The 14,757-nt window shown below is 66.7% G+C and carries 14 protein-coding genes; 10 read left to right on the top strand and 4 right to left on the bottom strand.

The genetic code is table 11. From position 1 onward, the window contains the following. Nucleotides 1–2 precede the first annotated feature (2 nt). The gene (locus EOINJALH_RS12905; protein ID WP_088280768.1) at nucleotides 3–1,151 is read right to left on the bottom strand and encodes an aminotransferase class V-fold PLP-dependent enzyme; all 1,149 of its coding nucleotides are present in this window, start codon (nucleotides 1,149–1,151) and stop codon (nucleotides 3–5) included. A 321-nt stretch (nucleotides 1,152–1,472) separates the two neighbouring features. On the opposite strand from EOINJALH_RS12905, the gene EOINJALH_RS12900 reads away from it, so the two are divergent. Both EOINJALH_RS12900 and EOINJALH_RS12895 read left to right on the top strand, forming a co-directional pair. Then, nucleotides 1,473–2,240 (top strand): SDR family NAD(P)-dependent oxidoreductase, encoded by a 768-nt coding sequence (locus EOINJALH_RS12900; protein WP_088280767.1) that lies wholly within the window; start codon nucleotides 1,473–1,475, stop codon nucleotides 2,238–2,240. Between the two features lie 55 nt (nucleotides 2,241–2,295). Then, on the top strand, nucleotides 2,296–3,123 hold the full coding sequence (locus tag EOINJALH_RS12895) for a metal-dependent hydrolase (RefSeq protein ID WP_088280766.1): 828 nt from the start codon (nucleotides 2,296–2,298) through the stop codon (nucleotides 3,121–3,123). 6 nt (nucleotides 3,124–3,129) lie between these two features. Here EOINJALH_RS12895 and EOINJALH_RS12890 read toward each other — a convergent pair whose 3' ends face one another. Beyond that, nucleotides 3,130–4,131: an integron integrase gene (locus tag EOINJALH_RS12890; RefSeq protein ID WP_088280765.1), complete on the bottom strand. Its 1,002-nt coding sequence runs from the start codon at nucleotides 4,129–4,131 to the stop codon at nucleotides 3,130–3,132. A 335-nt stretch (nucleotides 4,132–4,466) separates the two neighbouring features. Between EOINJALH_RS12890 and EOINJALH_RS12885 the strand changes: the two genes are divergently transcribed. The 6 genes from EOINJALH_RS12885 to yidD all read left to right on the top strand — a co-directional run bounded on the left by EOINJALH_RS12885 (nucleotide 4,467) and on the right by yidD (nucleotide 10,664). After that, on the top strand, nucleotides 4,467–5,417 hold the full coding sequence (locus EOINJALH_RS12885) for a site-specific integrase (RefSeq protein WP_088280797.1): 951 nt from the start codon (nucleotides 4,467–4,469) through the stop codon (nucleotides 5,415–5,417). An 8-nt stretch (nucleotides 5,418–5,425) separates the two neighbouring features. Continuing rightward, nucleotides 5,426–6,682 (top strand): IS91 family transposase, encoded by a 1,257-nt coding sequence (locus tag EOINJALH_RS12880; RefSeq protein ID WP_158219744.1) that lies wholly within the window; start codon nucleotides 5,426–5,428, stop codon nucleotides 6,680–6,682. 428 nt (nucleotides 6,683–7,110) lie between these two features. Continuing rightward, nucleotides 7,111–7,986: an alpha/beta fold hydrolase gene (locus EOINJALH_RS12875; RefSeq protein ID WP_158219743.1), complete on the top strand. Its 876-nt coding sequence runs from the start codon at nucleotides 7,111–7,113 to the stop codon at nucleotides 7,984–7,986. Beyond that, entirely contained in the window at nucleotides 7,983–8,936 is a 954-nt protein-coding gene (locus EOINJALH_RS31235; RefSeq protein ID WP_144290014.1) for a hypothetical protein, read from the top strand. The genes EOINJALH_RS12875 and EOINJALH_RS31235 overlap by 4 nt, the downstream gene beginning before the upstream one ends. A 260-nt stretch (nucleotides 8,937–9,196) precedes the next feature. After that, nucleotides 9,197–10,189: an IS110 family transposase gene (locus tag EOINJALH_RS12870; RefSeq protein WP_088280796.1), complete on the top strand. Its 993-nt coding sequence runs from the start codon at nucleotides 9,197–9,199 to the stop codon at nucleotides 10,187–10,189. 142 nt (nucleotides 10,190–10,331) lie between these two features. Further along, nucleotides 10,332–10,664 carry a membrane protein insertion efficiency factor YidD gene (gene yidD / locus EOINJALH_RS33490; protein WP_088280762.1) on the top strand — a complete coding sequence of 111 codons (333 nt, stop codon included), beginning with the start codon at nucleotides 10,332–10,334 and terminating at the stop codon, nucleotides 10,662–10,664. 135 nt (nucleotides 10,665–10,799) lie between these two features. Here yidD and EOINJALH_RS31805 read toward each other — a convergent pair whose 3' ends face one another. Beyond that, entirely contained in the window at nucleotides 10,800–10,970 is a 171-nt protein-coding gene (locus tag EOINJALH_RS31805) for a hypothetical protein (RefSeq protein ID WP_158219742.1), read from the bottom strand. A gap of 459 nt (nucleotides 10,971–11,429) precedes the next feature. Between EOINJALH_RS31805 and EOINJALH_RS31230 the strand changes: the two genes are divergently transcribed. Further along, the gene (locus tag EOINJALH_RS31230) at nucleotides 11,430–11,825 is read left to right on the top strand and encodes a hypothetical protein (RefSeq protein ID WP_144290013.1); all 396 of its coding nucleotides are present in this window, start codon (nucleotides 11,430–11,432) and stop codon (nucleotides 11,823–11,825) included. Nucleotides 11,826–11,985: 160 nt separating this feature from the next. On the opposite strand, the gene EOINJALH_RS12855 is transcribed toward EOINJALH_RS31230, so the two are convergent. Beyond that, nucleotides 11,986–13,392, bottom strand: coding sequence for a CoA transferase (locus tag EOINJALH_RS12855; protein WP_088280760.1), 1,407 nt, complete (start codon nucleotides 13,390–13,392; stop codon nucleotides 11,986–11,988). Between EOINJALH_RS12855 and EOINJALH_RS12850 the strand changes: the two genes are divergently transcribed. Beyond that, complete coding sequence (locus EOINJALH_RS12850) at nucleotides 13,382–14,536, top strand: citrate synthase family protein (RefSeq protein ID WP_310732304.1); 1,155 nt, start codon at nucleotides 13,382–13,384, stop codon at nucleotides 14,534–14,536. The two genes, EOINJALH_RS12855 and EOINJALH_RS12850, sit on opposite strands and share 11 nt — an antisense overlap. The last annotated feature ends 221 nt before the right edge of the window (nucleotides 14,537–14,757 follow it).

Raw genomic sequence — 14,757 nt, 5'->3', positions numbered from 1 at the left:
GGTCAGGCCGCGCGGCGGGCCGCCGGGGCGATGGTGTCGAGCGCCTGCTCGAGGTGGCTGACGGTGCGGTCGATGTGCTGCAGCTTCTCGAGCCCGAACAGGCCGATGCGGAAGGTGCTGAAGCCCTCGGGCTCGTCGCACTGCAGCGGCACGCCGGCGGCGGTCTGCAGGCCCAGGCCCAGGAACTTGCGGCTGCTCTGGATCTCGGCGTCGTCGGTGTAGCTGACCACCACGCCTGGTGCCTGGAAGCCGTCGGCCGCCACGCTGGCAAAGCCGCGCGATTCGAGCAGCGCGCGCACCCGGCGGCCCAGCGCCTGCTGGTCGGCGCGCAGCTTGTCGAAGCCGTAGGCCCGCGTCTCGACCATCACGTCGCGCAGGCGGGTGAGGGCGTCGGTGGGCAGGGTGGTGTGGTACGCATGGGTGCCCTTCTTGTAGGTCTCCATGATCTGCAGCCACTTCTTCAGATCGCAGGCGAAGCTGGTGCTGGTGGTGGAATCGATGTGCAACCGGGCGCGCTCGGACAGCATCACCAGCGCGCAGCAGGGCGAACTGCTCCAGCCCTTTTGCGGCGCGCTGATCAGCACGTCCACGCCGGTGGCGGCCATGTCCACCCACATCGCGCCCGAGGCGATGCAGTCGAGCACGAAGAGGCCACCCACCTCGTGCACCGCGGCCGTCACCTGGGCCAGGTAGTCGTCGGGCAGGATCATGCCGGAGGCGGTTTCCACGTGCGGCGCAAACACCACCGCCGGCCTGTGCGTGCGGATGGCGGCCACCACCTCGTCAATGGGCGCCGGGGCGAACGGCGACTGGCGGTCGTTGCCGGTGCGGCGGGCCTTCATCACGATGGATTCCGACGGGATGCGGCCCATGTCGAAGATCTGCGTCCAGCGGTAGCTGAACCAGCCGTTGCGGATGACCAGGCACTTGCGGTCGGTGGCGAATTGCCGCGCCACCGCCTCCATGCCGTAGGTGCCGCTGCCCGGCACCACCACCGCCGAGTGCGCGTGGTACACCTCTTCCAGCACGCCGGCGATGTCGCGCATCACGCCCTGGAACTTCTGCGACATGTGGTTGAGCGCGCGATCGGTGTACACCACCGAAAACTCGAGCAGACCGTCGGGGTCGACCGTGTTGAGCAAGCCAGGCATCGTGAAGTCTCCGTGTGCGTCCGCAGCAGGCGCGGGCGCGCAGCTTAGCACCGCGCCCCAGGCCCAGGGTGGACCGAATGCCCATGGCGGCGGTGGTCGTTCGGCGCCCGCCCCCTGAATGCGGGGCACCCCATCGGCTGCGCCACACCGGCAGCGCCACATGGGCGGGCCGCACAGGCGGGGGGCCGCACGGGCGGGCCGCACAACACGGGCGTGCCCGCATTGGCGGCGGCCCGGGGGCGGTGCGATGATCCCGCCACCGCCCGGCGTGCCGCCGGGCCAGCCCACCCCCAGGAGCNCCACCCCCAGGAGCCGCCCCCCATGGCCGAGCGCAAGGTCTGCGTCGTCACCGGATCGTCGTCGGGCATCGGCGCGGCCACCGCGCGGCGCTACGCCCGCGAGGGCTGGAACGTCGTCGTCAATGCGTCGCGCGACCCCGCCCCGGCCGAGGCCGTGGCCGCCGAGTGCCGCGCGCTGGGCGCCGACGCGCTGGTGGTGATGGCCAACGTGGGGCAAGACGCCGACTGCCGGCGCCTGGCCAGCGAGGTGGGCCAGCGCTTCGGCCGCTGCGACGCGCTGGTCAACAACGCCGGCACCACCAAGTTCGTGCCACTGAAAGACCTGGACGGCCTGGAGGCCGAAGACTTCCACCGCATCTACGACGTCAACGTCATCGGCGCCTACCAGATGACCCGAGCGCTGCTGCCGCTGCTGCAGCGCCACCCTGTCACCGGCGTCGTCAACGTCTCGTCGGTGGCGTCGATGATGGGCCGCGGCTCGTCCATCGCCTACATGGCCAGCAAGGGCGCGCTCAACGCCATGACCATCGGCCTGGCCCGTGCGCTGGGCCCCCAGGTGCGCGTCAACGCCATCGCCCCCGGCCTGGTGGAAACGCCGTGGCTGCAGCAGGGCATGGGCGCGCAGCGCTACGCCGCCGCGGTGGAAGGCTACAAGGCCGCCGCCGTGCTGGCCGAGGTGATCGCCCCCGACGACGTGGCCGACGCCGCCTGGTGGCTGGGCGCCGGCGCCGCCAAGACCACCGGCGAGGTGCTGCTGCTGGACGCCGGCCTGCGCCTGCACCGCGCCTGAGCCGCACCCGCGCCCACCCACCGCCCTGTCTGCCGAACGCAAAGGAACCCCCGCGATGACCGACCTCGTCGTGCGCCGCCTGCTGATCGACCTGGCCCCGCCGATGCCCGTGCGCTGGAACGGCGGCGACGCCTTCAGCTCGGCCTTCTTCAACGCGCTGTCGATGAGCTTTCCGGTGGGCGAGCAGTACTTCATCGATTCGGTGCGCCAGGGCCTGGCCGCGCTGCCCGAGGCCGAGCGCGCCGCCATGGCCGACGAGGTGCGCGCCTTCGTCGGGCAGGAGGCCACGCACCGGCGCCTGCACGCGCTGTTCAACCAGCACCTCGAGCAGCAGGGCCAGCGCAACACCGTGGAGCCGCGCGCCCGCCGCCGCGTGCAGGCCAACGCCCACCGCAACGTGCGCGTGCACGTGGCCGCCACCGCCGCCACAGAGCACTTCACCGCCGTCTTTGCCGACTGGCTGATGCGCCACCCCGACACCCTGGCCGGCGCCGAGCCGCGGCTGCGCACGCTGTGGCTGTGGCACGCCGCCGAAGAGTCCGAGCACCGCAGCACCGCCTTCGACCTGTACCATAAACTGAGCGGCCACCACGGCTGGCGCGTGCGCATCTACCGCTACGTCACCGTCGTGTTCTTGGCCGACCTGGCGCGCCAGACCCTGCGCAACCTGTGGCACGACGGCAGCCTGTGGCGCATGAGCACCTGGCGCAGCTGCGCCCGGCTGCTGTTCAGCCGCGACGGCATGCTGCGCGGCAACGTGGGCCAGTGGCGCGATTACCTGTCGCCCGACTTTCACCCGCTGCAGCACGAGCACCGGCTGTCCAGCGAGTGGCTGCGCGAGCATGCGCAGGCCTATGTGCCGGTGGGGGGCACGGCGGGGTAGTGGCGATCAGGCCGGCATCAGCCGGTCGAGCGGGCTGCGCACCGCGCCGTTGGCCACTTCCAGCACGTGGGTGTAGATCATCGTGGTGCTCACGTCGCTGTGGCCCAGCAACTGCTGCACCGTGCGGATGTCGGTGCCGGCCTGCAGCAGGTGGGTGGCGAAGGCATGGCGCAGCGTGTGCGGCGTGGCCGGGCGCACTATGGCGGCCAATTCGGTGGCGCGTTTGAAGGCCCGCTGAAACGTCTGGTCGAACAGGTGATGGCGCCGTCGGATACCCGTGCGCGGACACACCGACAGGTCAGCCTGCGGGAACACCCAGAACCAGGCCCATGACGCACCGGCCCGCGGGTACTTGCGATCCAGCGCATCGGGCAGTTGCACGCCGCCCTGGCCGGCCCGCGCGTCGGCCTGCCACACCGCGCGGGCGCGTTGCAGTTGCTCGGTCAACCCGCGTTCCAGCGCCGCCGGAAGCATCACCACACGGTCCTTGCCACCTTTGCCGGCGCGCACGACGATGGCGCGCCGGTCGATCTCGATGTCCTTGACGCGCAGTTGAAGCGCTTCGGTGATGCGCAGCCCGGTGCCATAGAGCAGGCGGGCCAGCAACTGATGCACGCCGTCCATGCACGTCAGCACCGCGGCCACCTCGGCCGTCGACAGCACCACCGGCAGGCGAGGTTTGTGCGCGGGGCGGCCGATGGATTCCATCCACGGCAACTGCTGGCCGAAGACCTGCCGATAGAGGAACAGCAACGCTGACAGCGCCTGGCGGTGGGTGGACGCCGACACGTGCCGCTCGGCCGACAGCCAGGCCAGGAAAGCCTCGACCTCTGCGTGCCCCATGTCCTTGGGGTGCCGCAAGCCGTGGAAACGGACGAAGGCCCGAATCCAATGGACATAGGCCTGCTCGGTACGTAAGCTGTAATGGAGGTATCGCACCTGCTCGCGAACCTGATCCAGCAAACGGCGCGGAGCCGCCGGAGCGGTAGGTTGCTGAAGGGAGGACATGATGAATCAACACTGTAATTTTATACAGCATATCGCCCCAGGCCGGGCGGCGCAAGCAGGTTGTGCCACGCGCGCATCCATGCATGGGCATTCGGACAGCCTGCAGGCGTATCTGGATACGCCTGCACGACGGTGGGCGTATCGCGAGACGCCTGCAGCGAGGTGGGCGTGTCCGGAGACGCCGGTGGATGCCGGCTCGACAACAAGTTGAACTAAACCGCTGATGCGGTAGTCGACCACGAAGGCCGTTAGCAGGGGCTGGGTCGCGTCCGGTCTCATTCGGTACTACCTTGATCCGGCGGGCATGTGCCCGCGCCATGATCGAGGAGTCGGTGATGACGCCCCTGAGACAACGCATGCTCGATGCGATGACGCTGCGAGGCATGGCCGCGCGGACGGTGGAGGCCTACATCCATGCGATGGTGGGCCTGAGCCGGTACCACCGGCGCAGCCCCGACACGCTGTCGGTTGCCGAGGTGCAGCAGTACATGGTGCACCTGCACCGCGAGCGCCGGCTCGCGTTCTCCAGCGTGAACCAGGCGGCCAGCGCCTTCAAGTTCTTCTACGGCGTGGTGCTGGGCCTGGATGCCCGCAGCTTCGACATCCCCTACGCACGCCAGCCGCAGCGCGTACCCGAGGTGCTGTCGCGCGATGAACTGGCCCGGCTGTTTGCCTGCGCGCCGCACGCCACGGCCAACGTGTTCATGAAGCTGGCCTATGCCACGGGCCTTCGGCTCAACGAGCTGTGCCACCTGCGTCGGCGCGACATCGACGATGCGCCCGATCGCATGTGCATCCACGTGGTGCAGGGCAAGGGCGGCAAGGACCGGCTGGTGCCGTTAGCGGCCGACACGCTGCAGGTGCTGCGGGCGTGGATTGCGTTGCAGCCTGCGGCGCGCAGTGGACCAGTGGATGCAGCGGGCTGGCTGTTTCCCTCACGAACCGATCCCGACCGACCGATGTTCGACCAGGCACCGCAGCGTTGGTACCGCGCGGCGGCCGCAGCGGCGGGCATCACCAAGTACGGCGGCGTGCACACCCTGCGGCATTGCTTTGCGACGCACCTGCTGGAGTCGGGCGTGGACGTCTACACGCTGCAGCAGTGGCTGGGGCACCGTCAGGTCGAGACCACCGCGCGCTACCTGCACCTGGTGCGGCCGGACTCCACGGTGGCGGCCAGGGGCGCCACGCTGTCGCTGCTGCAGGCGCTGCCCGTGCCGGGCAAGACCGCAGCGCCCACCACAGCCGGCACGGTCGCCCCGCCCGTCGCCATCCCAGTGGCCTGACACCCGCCGTGGCCACCACGCTGGCCGAGGTGCTGCGGCGCTTCGGCCCCGAGCTGCTGCGCCAGTGGCACGATCGTGGGCGCAGCCTGCGCCCGGCGCAGGCCAAGGCCTGGCAAGCCATCACCGACTGCCGCACACCGGCACTCGGCGGCCAGCGGCTGCGCTGCGACGGCTGCGGCACCGAGCAGTGGCGCTGGCACTCGTGCCGCAACCGCCACTGCCCGCAATGCCAGGGCCGCCAGCGCGAGGCCTGGCGCCGAGCCCGCGGGGCCGAACTGCTCGACGTGCCGTACTGCCACCTGGTGTTCACGCTGCCGCACGAGCTCAACCGCCTGGCCGGCGCTCACCCGCGCTGGGTCTACGACACGCTGCTGCACACCACCGCAGCCACGCTGACGCAGTTCGCGGCCGACCCGAAGTGGCTCGGGGGGCTCGGCGCCTTCACGCTGGTGCTGCACACCTGGACGCAGGACCTGCGGACCCACCTGCACGTGCACGCCCTGATGGCCTGCGGCGCGCTGGCGCACGACCCGCAGGGCCGCGCCTTCTGGCAGCCACCCCGGCGCAGCCCGACCTTCCTGTTCCCTGTGCGGGCGCTGTCGCAGGTCTACAAGGCCAGGTTCATCCACGCGCTCACCGTCGCCGAGGCCGAAGGCACCCTGCGGCTCGATCCCCAGCCCGGCCCGGCCGAGCGGATTTCGCGCACCCAGGCGCTGTGGGCCAAGCCCTGGGTGGTGTACGCGAAGACGCCGCTGGCCGGGCCGGCGGCGGTGCTGGACTACCTGAGCCGCTACACCCACCGAACGGCCATCGGCAACGAGCGGTTGCTGGCCATCACCGGCGATGCGGTGCGCTTCAGGACGCGCATCAACCGCCAGCCCGGCCACGACCCGGCTGAGCCCGCCGCCCGCCGCAGTGTCACCACGCTGGCGGGCACCGAGTTCGTCGGCCGGTTGATGCAGCACGTGGTGCCCAGCGGCTTCAAGCGCATCCGGCACTACGGGCTGCTGGCACCTGCGGCCAAGGGCCGGCGCATGGCCTCGGCGCGGGCGGTGCTGGGCATGCCTGTCGCCAGCCCCGCGGTGACCGAGGAGGTGCGTGCCTTCATGCAACGCGTGGCGGGCATCGACATTGAGCGCTGCGGGCATTGCGGCAACGGGCGCTGGCGAGTCATGGAGTGTCGGGGGCCGGAGCGGCGGACAGGGGCCGCGCCATCGCACGGCAACGCCGCGTCCACGCTCGCGACCTGCAGGGGGCCACCGTGAGCGAGCTGGGACAACGGTCATCCCGACGATCAGCGGCCGTCCCCGACGGTCGGCGGGGCCGGCTGCGTTGCCGCCAGGGATGCCGTCGATTCCAGCGGCGGACAGCCATCATCGGTCACGTCCGGCACCCCCATGCCGAGACGGGCCGAGCCCCGACCGTCCCCGGCCAAGCGGTCCCAACACGATTCATCCTCGCGCAAGTCGTTGCCACGGCCGCGGGCTGACCTTACATTCCCCATTCAACAGCCGCCGCGGCGGTTCAGTCCAACGAGGTTTATCTGACGCGGTCAGCACCGCACGCGCTGGATCGGATCGCAGGCGCGTCAGATAAACGCTATTCGTTAGGCGTCATTGAATCCAACAACGTCATGGCGACCCGAAGATCAACAATTGCCGTGCTCTGCGCGCCCATATTAGGCTGTAGTTCAATGATTACTGTCGACACATCATTCTCTGAACCAGCGGACTTCGTTGAGGTTGACGGCATACAACTGCGATACCAATTCACACGTCGCACCGGAAAAGGAGCGGTCGTTGTTTTGGTTCATGGCTTTGGCGCGTCTCTAGAGTCTTGGACAGACATCTATGCAGGCTTAGCGGAAGAGCATTCAGTAATGCGCTTTGATCTACGTGGCCACGGCCTCAGCAGCAAGCCGTTGGACAGTAATTACTCTCTACGAGACCAAGCCCTTCTACTCGTGTCGATCCTTGAGAAACTCAGAATTCAAAATGTCCATCTAGTTGGCCATTCATATGGCGGCGGGGTGGTGCTAATGGCACTTCTAGAGCACTTGAAAAGTGTAAATACCATAGCGAGGGTACGAAGCTTAACGCTTATTGACAGTGCTGGTTACCCTCAGGAATTCCCATTCTTTGTACGCGCCGTAGAAAGTCCATTGGTCCAGGCTCTAACGAATCTATTTCCATCAACATTGCGTGCCCGCGTGCTACTGACGAAGATCATGCGCGTTGACAGTCAAGTCACATCCGAACGAATACAACGGTACGCCAGATACTTTGATTTGCCAGGATACTCTCATGCGATGGGAGAAGCTGCTCGTGCGCTCGTTCCACCGGACTTAGCACAGCTAGTGCTACGGTATTCATCCTTGGCAGTGCCAACCCAAATAATTTGGGGAGCAGAAGATCCAGCCATACCGGTTGAAATGGCGCATCGCTTCAACGCTGATCTCCCAAATTCGAAACTCGAGATATTCAAATCTACCGGCCATATCCCACATGAGGAACGCCCGGCTGAAACCCTCGCTGTTCTGAAGAAGTTTATCTCGGAGGTAAAACGTTGAAAACTACAAAGGCTTTTGTTTCTAGATTCTATGCACCCGTTGCGGCTTCACTGGTTCTGCTGACTCTTGCGATCTTCACTCCAAAGGTTTTAAGTCCATCGGGTGGGCAGGCGGTTGAGGCCGAGATCAAGCTCGCCTTCATCGGAATAAAAGTGCCGCTATCAACGCTAGAGGCGGACTTTTATCTCATAAAGATTGTGCTTCTCACCTTGGGTCTGCTTGCGTTTCTGTACGCGATAAACATTGACTTCTCAAAGTACTTCCCTAGGCGCCTGAAACTAGATGCCTACTTTGATCCAAAAGGAATCGCCAGAACACTTGCCACATTCCGACCTGAGGATTTGGTTCGAATGAACATTGAATCAAATTGGTTGAACCACTTGGCCGACTATGACTCAGATGTTGTAAGTAGTCTAAAGCGAGTCTGGAATGCCCTTGGTCACACTGACCCATGGCCCGACCCAAAGGAGGAGTCACCTCGTGAGTACTTTCATTGCTCAGGCGAGACCACATTCGTGGTTCAGCGGAAGGGCCTACTTACCTATAAGGTCGTGGAGGCTGAAGGTCAGCTGCTCTACTCGGCTGACTATCCGCGCCGAGAGCGAAAGGACTTTGGTGGAGTATTTAGTCTACGAGATACATCAGCTAGCTATATAAGACCGAATTTGATTGACCTAATCAAAAGCCCAACTGTACTTATTGCGCCGGAGTTCATGCAGGTGTTCCGAGTGGACTCATGGCGGAATGAGGGGCCCTTTGACCATATCCTTATTGCTGCCACTCGAATAGCCCTATTTCCGTTGCCATCTTTTGGCGACAGCATATATCTCTGGAAAGGTCCAACTGGTCGATGGATACCAATTGCATACTGTATCTATCACGCGAATGACGCCTTGTATCTTGTATCTTCCAAAAGAAGGCAGTTGAGTTTGATTTGGAGGTCTTCTTGAAAGTCGTGGTGGCAGGCTGTGGGCAAGTGGGCAGAGGCCTGCGCGGTGGGCAACGCAAGGCGTTGTCCACGGCCAGCGGGCCGGTTCGAGCGTCAGCTCGAACTGTCCACTTGTCCACAGCCTCGCGCCTCGGCAGTGTTCGCGGTCGGTGCGCCAAACCTGATATGCCTAAGAGCATTCAGTTCGTGGGTTAGCCATTGGTCAACGCACCGACCCGTCTCATCCCAACCGTGTAGCCCGAACAGTTGTCCATCATGAACATGCATCCGCAAGGTGGGGTAGCGAATCGTGATCAGCGGCCGAACGCCGGCGTCGACGTCTGCAAGCAGCATCTCGATGTCTGCGTGAATGCGTTGGAGCTTCGCGTGGCCAATGACGCGAGTGGGTGGGACGTGGTGACCGCGACGCTCAAGGAGGCGAACGTCGATCTGGTGGTCGTGGAGGCCACGGGCGGCTACGAGCGCGGCCTGGTGTGCGCGCTGCAGCAGGCTGGCATCACGGTGGCCAGGGTCAATCCCAGGCAGGCCCGCGACTTCGCCAAGTCCATGGGGGTGTTGGCCAAGACCGACCAGGTCGACGCCCGTACCCTGCGCGACTTCGGCGACGTGCTGGCCCGCCACAAGGATCGGGCCAAGTTCATCAGCCCGATGGTCGACGCGCAGCGGCTGATGCTGGCCGAACTGATGACGCGGCGCCGCCAGCTGGTGGACATGCGGGTGGCCGAGAGCAACCGGCTCGAGCATGCGGGCAAGCACGCGGTTCGAAGCATCAAGAGCGTGCTCAAGACGCTGGACCGACAACTCGAGGCCATCGACCGCGAGATCGACGATCACATGGACCGGCACTTCAAGGACCAGCGCACGGTGCTCGACAGCGTCAAGGGCGTGGGGCCGGTGACGATACTGACGTTGACAGCGGCGTTGCCCGAACTCGGCAACCTGGGGCGCCGGCAGATCGCTAAGCTGGTCGGTGTGGCGCCACTGGCCGACGACTCAGGTTCACGCAAGGGCAAGCGGCGCATCTGGGGAGGTCGAGCCGAGGTACGCGCAGTGGTCTACATGGCCGCAACGGTGGCGATGAGGCACAACCCGGCGATCAAGGCTTTTCACAGCCGCCTGATCGAAGCAGGCAAGCCCAAGAAGGTGGCCATCGTGGCCTGCATGCGAAAGCTGCTGACCATCCTCAATGCCATGCTCCGAGACCAGTCCATGTGGAATGCCGCGAGGCATCTGCAGAACACGATTGCGGCTTGACTTTGAAGACAGTTGCTAACCCCTCGGTCGAGGCGAGGCCCAACGGCAAAGCACCAGGCCCGGCTCCGGCTGTTGTCTATCATGCCTCCGCCGGGCCTGGCGCTTCGCCGTCGGTCCCGCCTCACCTCGAACGTTAGAGCGCATGGTTCGTTCCGCAAGCATCGCTGCTATTGGCGTCTACCAACGCCATGTCTCGCCGCACAAGGGCTTCTGCTGTGCACACCGTGCGCGCACAGGACGCGCTTCGTGCTCACAGTTCGCAAAGCGCGCCATTTCCCGGTACGGCTTCGTTCAAGGTCTGGCGCTCCTTCGCAGGCGCTTCGAGGCTTGTTCCACTTCCGCAATGGCGCTGGCCTCGCAAGAAGAGTCAGCCGATGGGTCAGTTGTCAACGAGCCATGCCCAATTTGGTCAAAGGCTGGGGCTTCGTTCTGCGGTAAGTTCAGCGCCGGCTCGTGCGCCTGCTTGCCGTTCTAGCGCGGCGTTACAGCGCCTTTGGGGAAGAGCTTAAATGCAAACTGCAGTCCGTTTGTCGCCGGCGAGAATGCGCTCTAACCACTCAGTCGAGCTGACCAACTGCAGCAAGCTGCAGTCGGGAGCTCACCTCGAGCGTTAGGCGGCATAACCCATTCGACCTTCTTCGCGCACATGCATCCGCACAATACCCGCTTCCTTCTCGGCGCATCCGTCGCACTTGCTTGCTTGGCTGCCGTCGCTCAAGACGAAACGCCGAAGGCGATGCTCGCGATAGTTGGTGACGCTGATCGCCTCAACGTTGGACAAGGCGCATTCTGCGAAAGTCGGACCGAGGTGCCGTCTCCGAGCGGGAAGCAACTTCGGATCCCCGCGAACAAAGAGACCTACTTCTACATTCAATCGAGAATCCGGACTCAGTTGGCAATCTACACGTGCGAGGGAGACTTCTCATTCATGCCTTCCCCTGGATTGCTGCACGTAGTTCGATACGCGATGTCCGATGACCGATGCACGCTAGAGATGTATCACACAGAGCCTGGAGGCACCCCGAAGCCGATGCCCTTCAAGCAAGAGCAAGCGCGAGTTTGTCTCACCAAGTAGCCATCAAGCACACCAAGCAAGAGCAATGCCACCTAACTCTACGCTCAACCGGAGCGCCAACGGCAGGCCACCAGGCCCGGGCCGCAGGTACGCGGTACATTGTCTGAGGCCCGGGCCTGGCATCCTGCCGGTGGCGCCCGGTTAGCTCCACGTTATGCGTCAGAAGTGGCCCTCCTCGACAGGCTATCAGCCTGGTTCTCACGCATCGACAAGTCCTTGCTCGGGATCTTCGAACTGGAGATCGTCGAAGATCGGCATGATCGATTTGAGCTCAAGACGCGACGGGGACATTTCGTCTTTGATGGTCGACGCCGGGTTGTAAGTCGCAATGGCAGAACGTTGCTGAGATTTGAGCAGGTGAAGTCAATCGACGTGATAGCAGACAAGGACACTGGAGGGTTCAGTGAGTGGAAGATCGACTTGTACGTGAACTTCCTTCGGCGCATACGAGTTGGAACAACACTCGACGATGCGCAGGCCTCCATGGTCGGGGCCCGAATCATCACGATCACCGGAGCAAAGGGTATCGGCTGGAAGGAGCGGCATGACATCCGGTACTGAACGCACTGACGCCTAGCATGTCGCTCAACCGAAGCGCCTAAGGCACGCCACCAGGCCCGGGCCGCAGGTACGCGGCACATTGTCTGCGGCCTGGGCCTGGCGTCCTGCCGCTGTCGCCCGGCATCCCCACCCGGCGGCACCACCCAGCCGCACCGCCCCCTCAAGGCCAACGTGGCGGATGCGATCCCGGCGGCATCGAGGGGCGGCGCCAGCGCGCCGGCGTGGCCGAGAAGCGGGCGGCGTGGCGCAGCACCTGCAGGCGCCCGAAGCCGCTGTCGACGGTGTCGACATAGGGCTCGATCGGCGGGCGCTTCGCCTGCAGGCCATCGACACGCCCCAGCGTGCGCAGCCAGCGGCCGACGCCCGCGAGCGACACCTGCACATGCCAGCTGCCACCCTCGCGCGCCTGCCGCAGCAGCGCCGCCTGGGTACCGAACGCCATCAGGTAGCCGGCGGCATAGTCCAGGATCTGCAGCGGCAGGGCCTTCGGCTCGTCGACACCGAAGGCCTGGGCCTCGGCGACGTTGAAGCCGGTGGCCGTCTGCACCAGCGAGTCGAAGCCACGCCGGCCGGACCAAGGCCCTTGCGGGCCGTAGGCCGACAGGCTGACCGCGACGATGCCGGGCAACAGGGCCGCCAGGTCGTGCGGCGCAAACCCGCGCGCCGCCAGGGCGCCGGGTCGGTAGCCCTGCATGAAGACATGCGCACCCCGCACCAGCGTGGCCAGCGCCTCGCGCCCGGCGGGCTCGTCCAGGTCGAGGTGCGCGCTCAGCTTGCCCCGGCTGGTGTCGGCGATGTTGGCGATGTTGGGAAGCCGCGGCGAATTGACGAGCAGCACCTCGGCGCCGTAGGCCGCCAGGGTGCGCCCGGCCACCGGCCCGGCCAGGATGCGGGTGAGCTCCAGCACGCGCAGCCCGTCCAGCGGCAGGCCGCCGTCGCGCCAGGGCGCCCACGGTCGAGGCGGTGCGTCGCCGATGCGCTCGATCGCCACCGGCGGCTGTGTGCGCAGCGCGGCCGCCTGGGGATGGGCATCCCACTCGGCAAACGATCGTGCGGCGGCCACCACCAGACCGGCGGCGGCCGCGGCGTCCTCGAACGCCTGCGCCCGCCAGCCGGCAAGGGCCGCCTCGACGGCGGCGCGCTGGGTGTGCGGCCGCACCGGCAGGCCCAGCAGGCGCAGCACGCCGTCGCGGTGGTGCGCAAAGTTGGCGTGCACGCGCACCCAGCCATCGGCCGCACGGTACAGGCCCGACAGCTCGTCCCACAGGTTCGGCGTCTGCCCGTCCACCGTGAACCACGCCAGGCTGTCGAGCACGGCGTGTTCTGCGTCCACGCTCACCTGCTGGGCCGGCCCGCCGCGGGCGCGGCCGATCTGGGCCGCCGCCAGCGCGGCGGCACCCAGGCTGGCCTGCGCCGCGGTGGTGATGGCAAACGACGACGGCAGCACCGCGGCACGGGCCGGCAGCGCGACGTTGCCCAGCGCCTCGGGAAGCAACCCGGCGTCGCGCCACAAGGCCTCCAGGGCCTCCTGGGCCTGCACCGCAGGCCATTCCACAATGGCATCCATGTCGCGATTAAAGAAGGACGCCACGGGCACCGTCAATCTTGATCGGGCCGATCAATCCGAGTGGCTCGACGCGGCCGCCGCAGCCGCGCGGCTGGGCGTGAGCCGCAACACGCTGTACGCCTACGTCAGCCGCGGCCGGCTGGCGTCTCACCCCGCGCCGGGTTCGACCGCACGGCGCTATCGCGCCGCCGACGTGGCCGCACTCGCGCAGCGCCACGCCGGTGCGCACACGCCCAGCGCCGCGGCGCGCGCGACGCTCGACTGGGGCCTGCCGGTGATGACCTCGGCGCTGACCCTGATCGAGCGCGGTCGCTTCTGCTACCGCGGCCACGACGTGCTGGCCCTCGCCGATGCGGCCACCTTGGAAGACGTGGCCGCCCTGCTCTGGGCCGACGCGCCGGCGGAGGCCTGGGCGCTGGTGCGGGCGCGCGCGCGCCAGGCCTGCGGCGCCCGTGCGCGCGCCGGCGAGCCGCTGCACGCGCAGCTGGCGCGCGGGTGGGGCCTGGACCCGGCCGGCGCCGCGCTGCTGCGCAGGGCGCTGGTGCTGTCGGCGGACCACGAGCTCAACGCCTCGAGCTTCACGGTGCGGTGCGTGGCGTCGACCGGGGCCACGCTGGAGGCCTGCCTGGGCGCCGGCCAGGCCGCGTTGAGCGGGCCGCGGCATGGCGGCATGACGATGCGCGTCGAGGCGCTGTGGACGCAATGGCAGCAGTCGACACGCCTGGAGGCCAGCGTGCGGCGCTGGATCGACGACGTGCGCCGCACGCTGGCCACACGCGGCGGCACGCCGCCTGCGGGGGCGCTGCCTGGCTTTGGACACCCGCTGTATCCGAAGGGCGACCCGCGCGCGCGCCAGTTGCTCGCGTGCATGCCGCTCGACGCATCGCGCGAGCGCGTGATCGCGACCGTGCGCGAGGCCATCGGTCTGGAACCCGCGCTCGACTTCGCGCTGGTGGCGCTGCGCCGGTCGCTCGGCCTGCCCGAAGGCGCGGCGTTCGAGATCTTCGCCGTCGCCCGCAGCGTCGGCTGGATCGCGCATGCGCTGGAGCAACGCCAGGCGGGGGCGCTGATCCGCCCTCGCGCGCACTACACCGGGCCGCGCCCCCAGGCGGCCCCACGCGGCCGCGTTGTGCGGGTGCGCTGAGGGCTTGCCCCTTGGCCTTGGCGGGGTGGGAGGGGTCGAGCCCACCGCATCACGGGCCCGCGCAACAAAGTCCTTCGTGCACTTGGTCCCGGGTCAATCCGCTGTGCAGCGACATCCATCGGCACGCACTGCCCGAGGGTGATCGCTACCTGTACCTGAAGCAGAACGACGGCCATGTGCGTGATCCGTTCTCACATGAGCTCGTGCTGGTAGCGCGAGAT

It is taken from the genome of Ideonella sp. A 288, from assembly GCF_002198735.1.
GTDB lineage: Bacteria > Pseudomonadota > Gammaproteobacteria > Burkholderiales > Burkholderiaceae_C > Pseudaquabacterium.
This window is presented reverse-complemented; position numbering and strand designations above follow the sequence as displayed.

Excerpts from the sequence above, each read along its gene's own strand:
- EOINJALH_RS12890 (WP_088280765.1), bottom strand. The coding sequence starts at position 4,131 with ATGTCCTCCCTTCAGCAACCTACCGCTCCGGCGGCTCCGCGCCGTTTG.
- EOINJALH_RS12900 (WP_088280767.1), top strand. The coding sequence starts at position 1,473 with ATGGCCGAGCGCAAGGTCTGCGTCGTCACCGGATCGTCGTCGGGCATC.
- EOINJALH_RS12905 (WP_088280768.1), bottom strand. The coding sequence starts at position 1,151 with ATGCCTGGCTTGCTCAACACGGTCGACCCCGACGGTCTGCTCGAGTTT.
- yidD (WP_088280762.1), top strand. The coding sequence starts at position 10,332 with ATGGTTCGTTCCGCAAGCATCGCTGCTATTGGCGTCTACCAACGCCAT.
- EOINJALH_RS12855 (WP_088280760.1), bottom strand. The coding sequence starts at position 13,392 with ATGGATGCCATTGTGGAATGGCCTGCGGTGCAGGCCCAGGAGGCCCTG.
- EOINJALH_RS12885 (WP_088280797.1), top strand. The coding sequence starts at position 4,467 with ATGACGCCCCTGAGACAACGCATGCTCGATGCGATGACGCTGCGAGGC.
- EOINJALH_RS12875 (WP_158219743.1), top strand. The coding sequence starts at position 7,111 with ATGATTACTGTCGACACATCATTCTCTGAACCAGCGGACTTCGTTGAG.
- EOINJALH_RS12895 (WP_088280766.1), top strand. The coding sequence starts at position 2,296 with ATGACCGACCTCGTCGTGCGCCGCCTGCTGATCGACCTGGCCCCGCCG.
- EOINJALH_RS12850 (WP_310732304.1), top strand. The coding sequence starts at position 13,382 with ATGGCATCCATGTCGCGATTAAAGAAGGACGCCACGGGCACCGTCAAT.
- EOINJALH_RS12870 (WP_088280796.1), top strand. The coding sequence starts at position 9,197 with ATGCATCCGCAAGGTGGGGTAGCGAATCGTGATCAGCGGCCGAACGCC.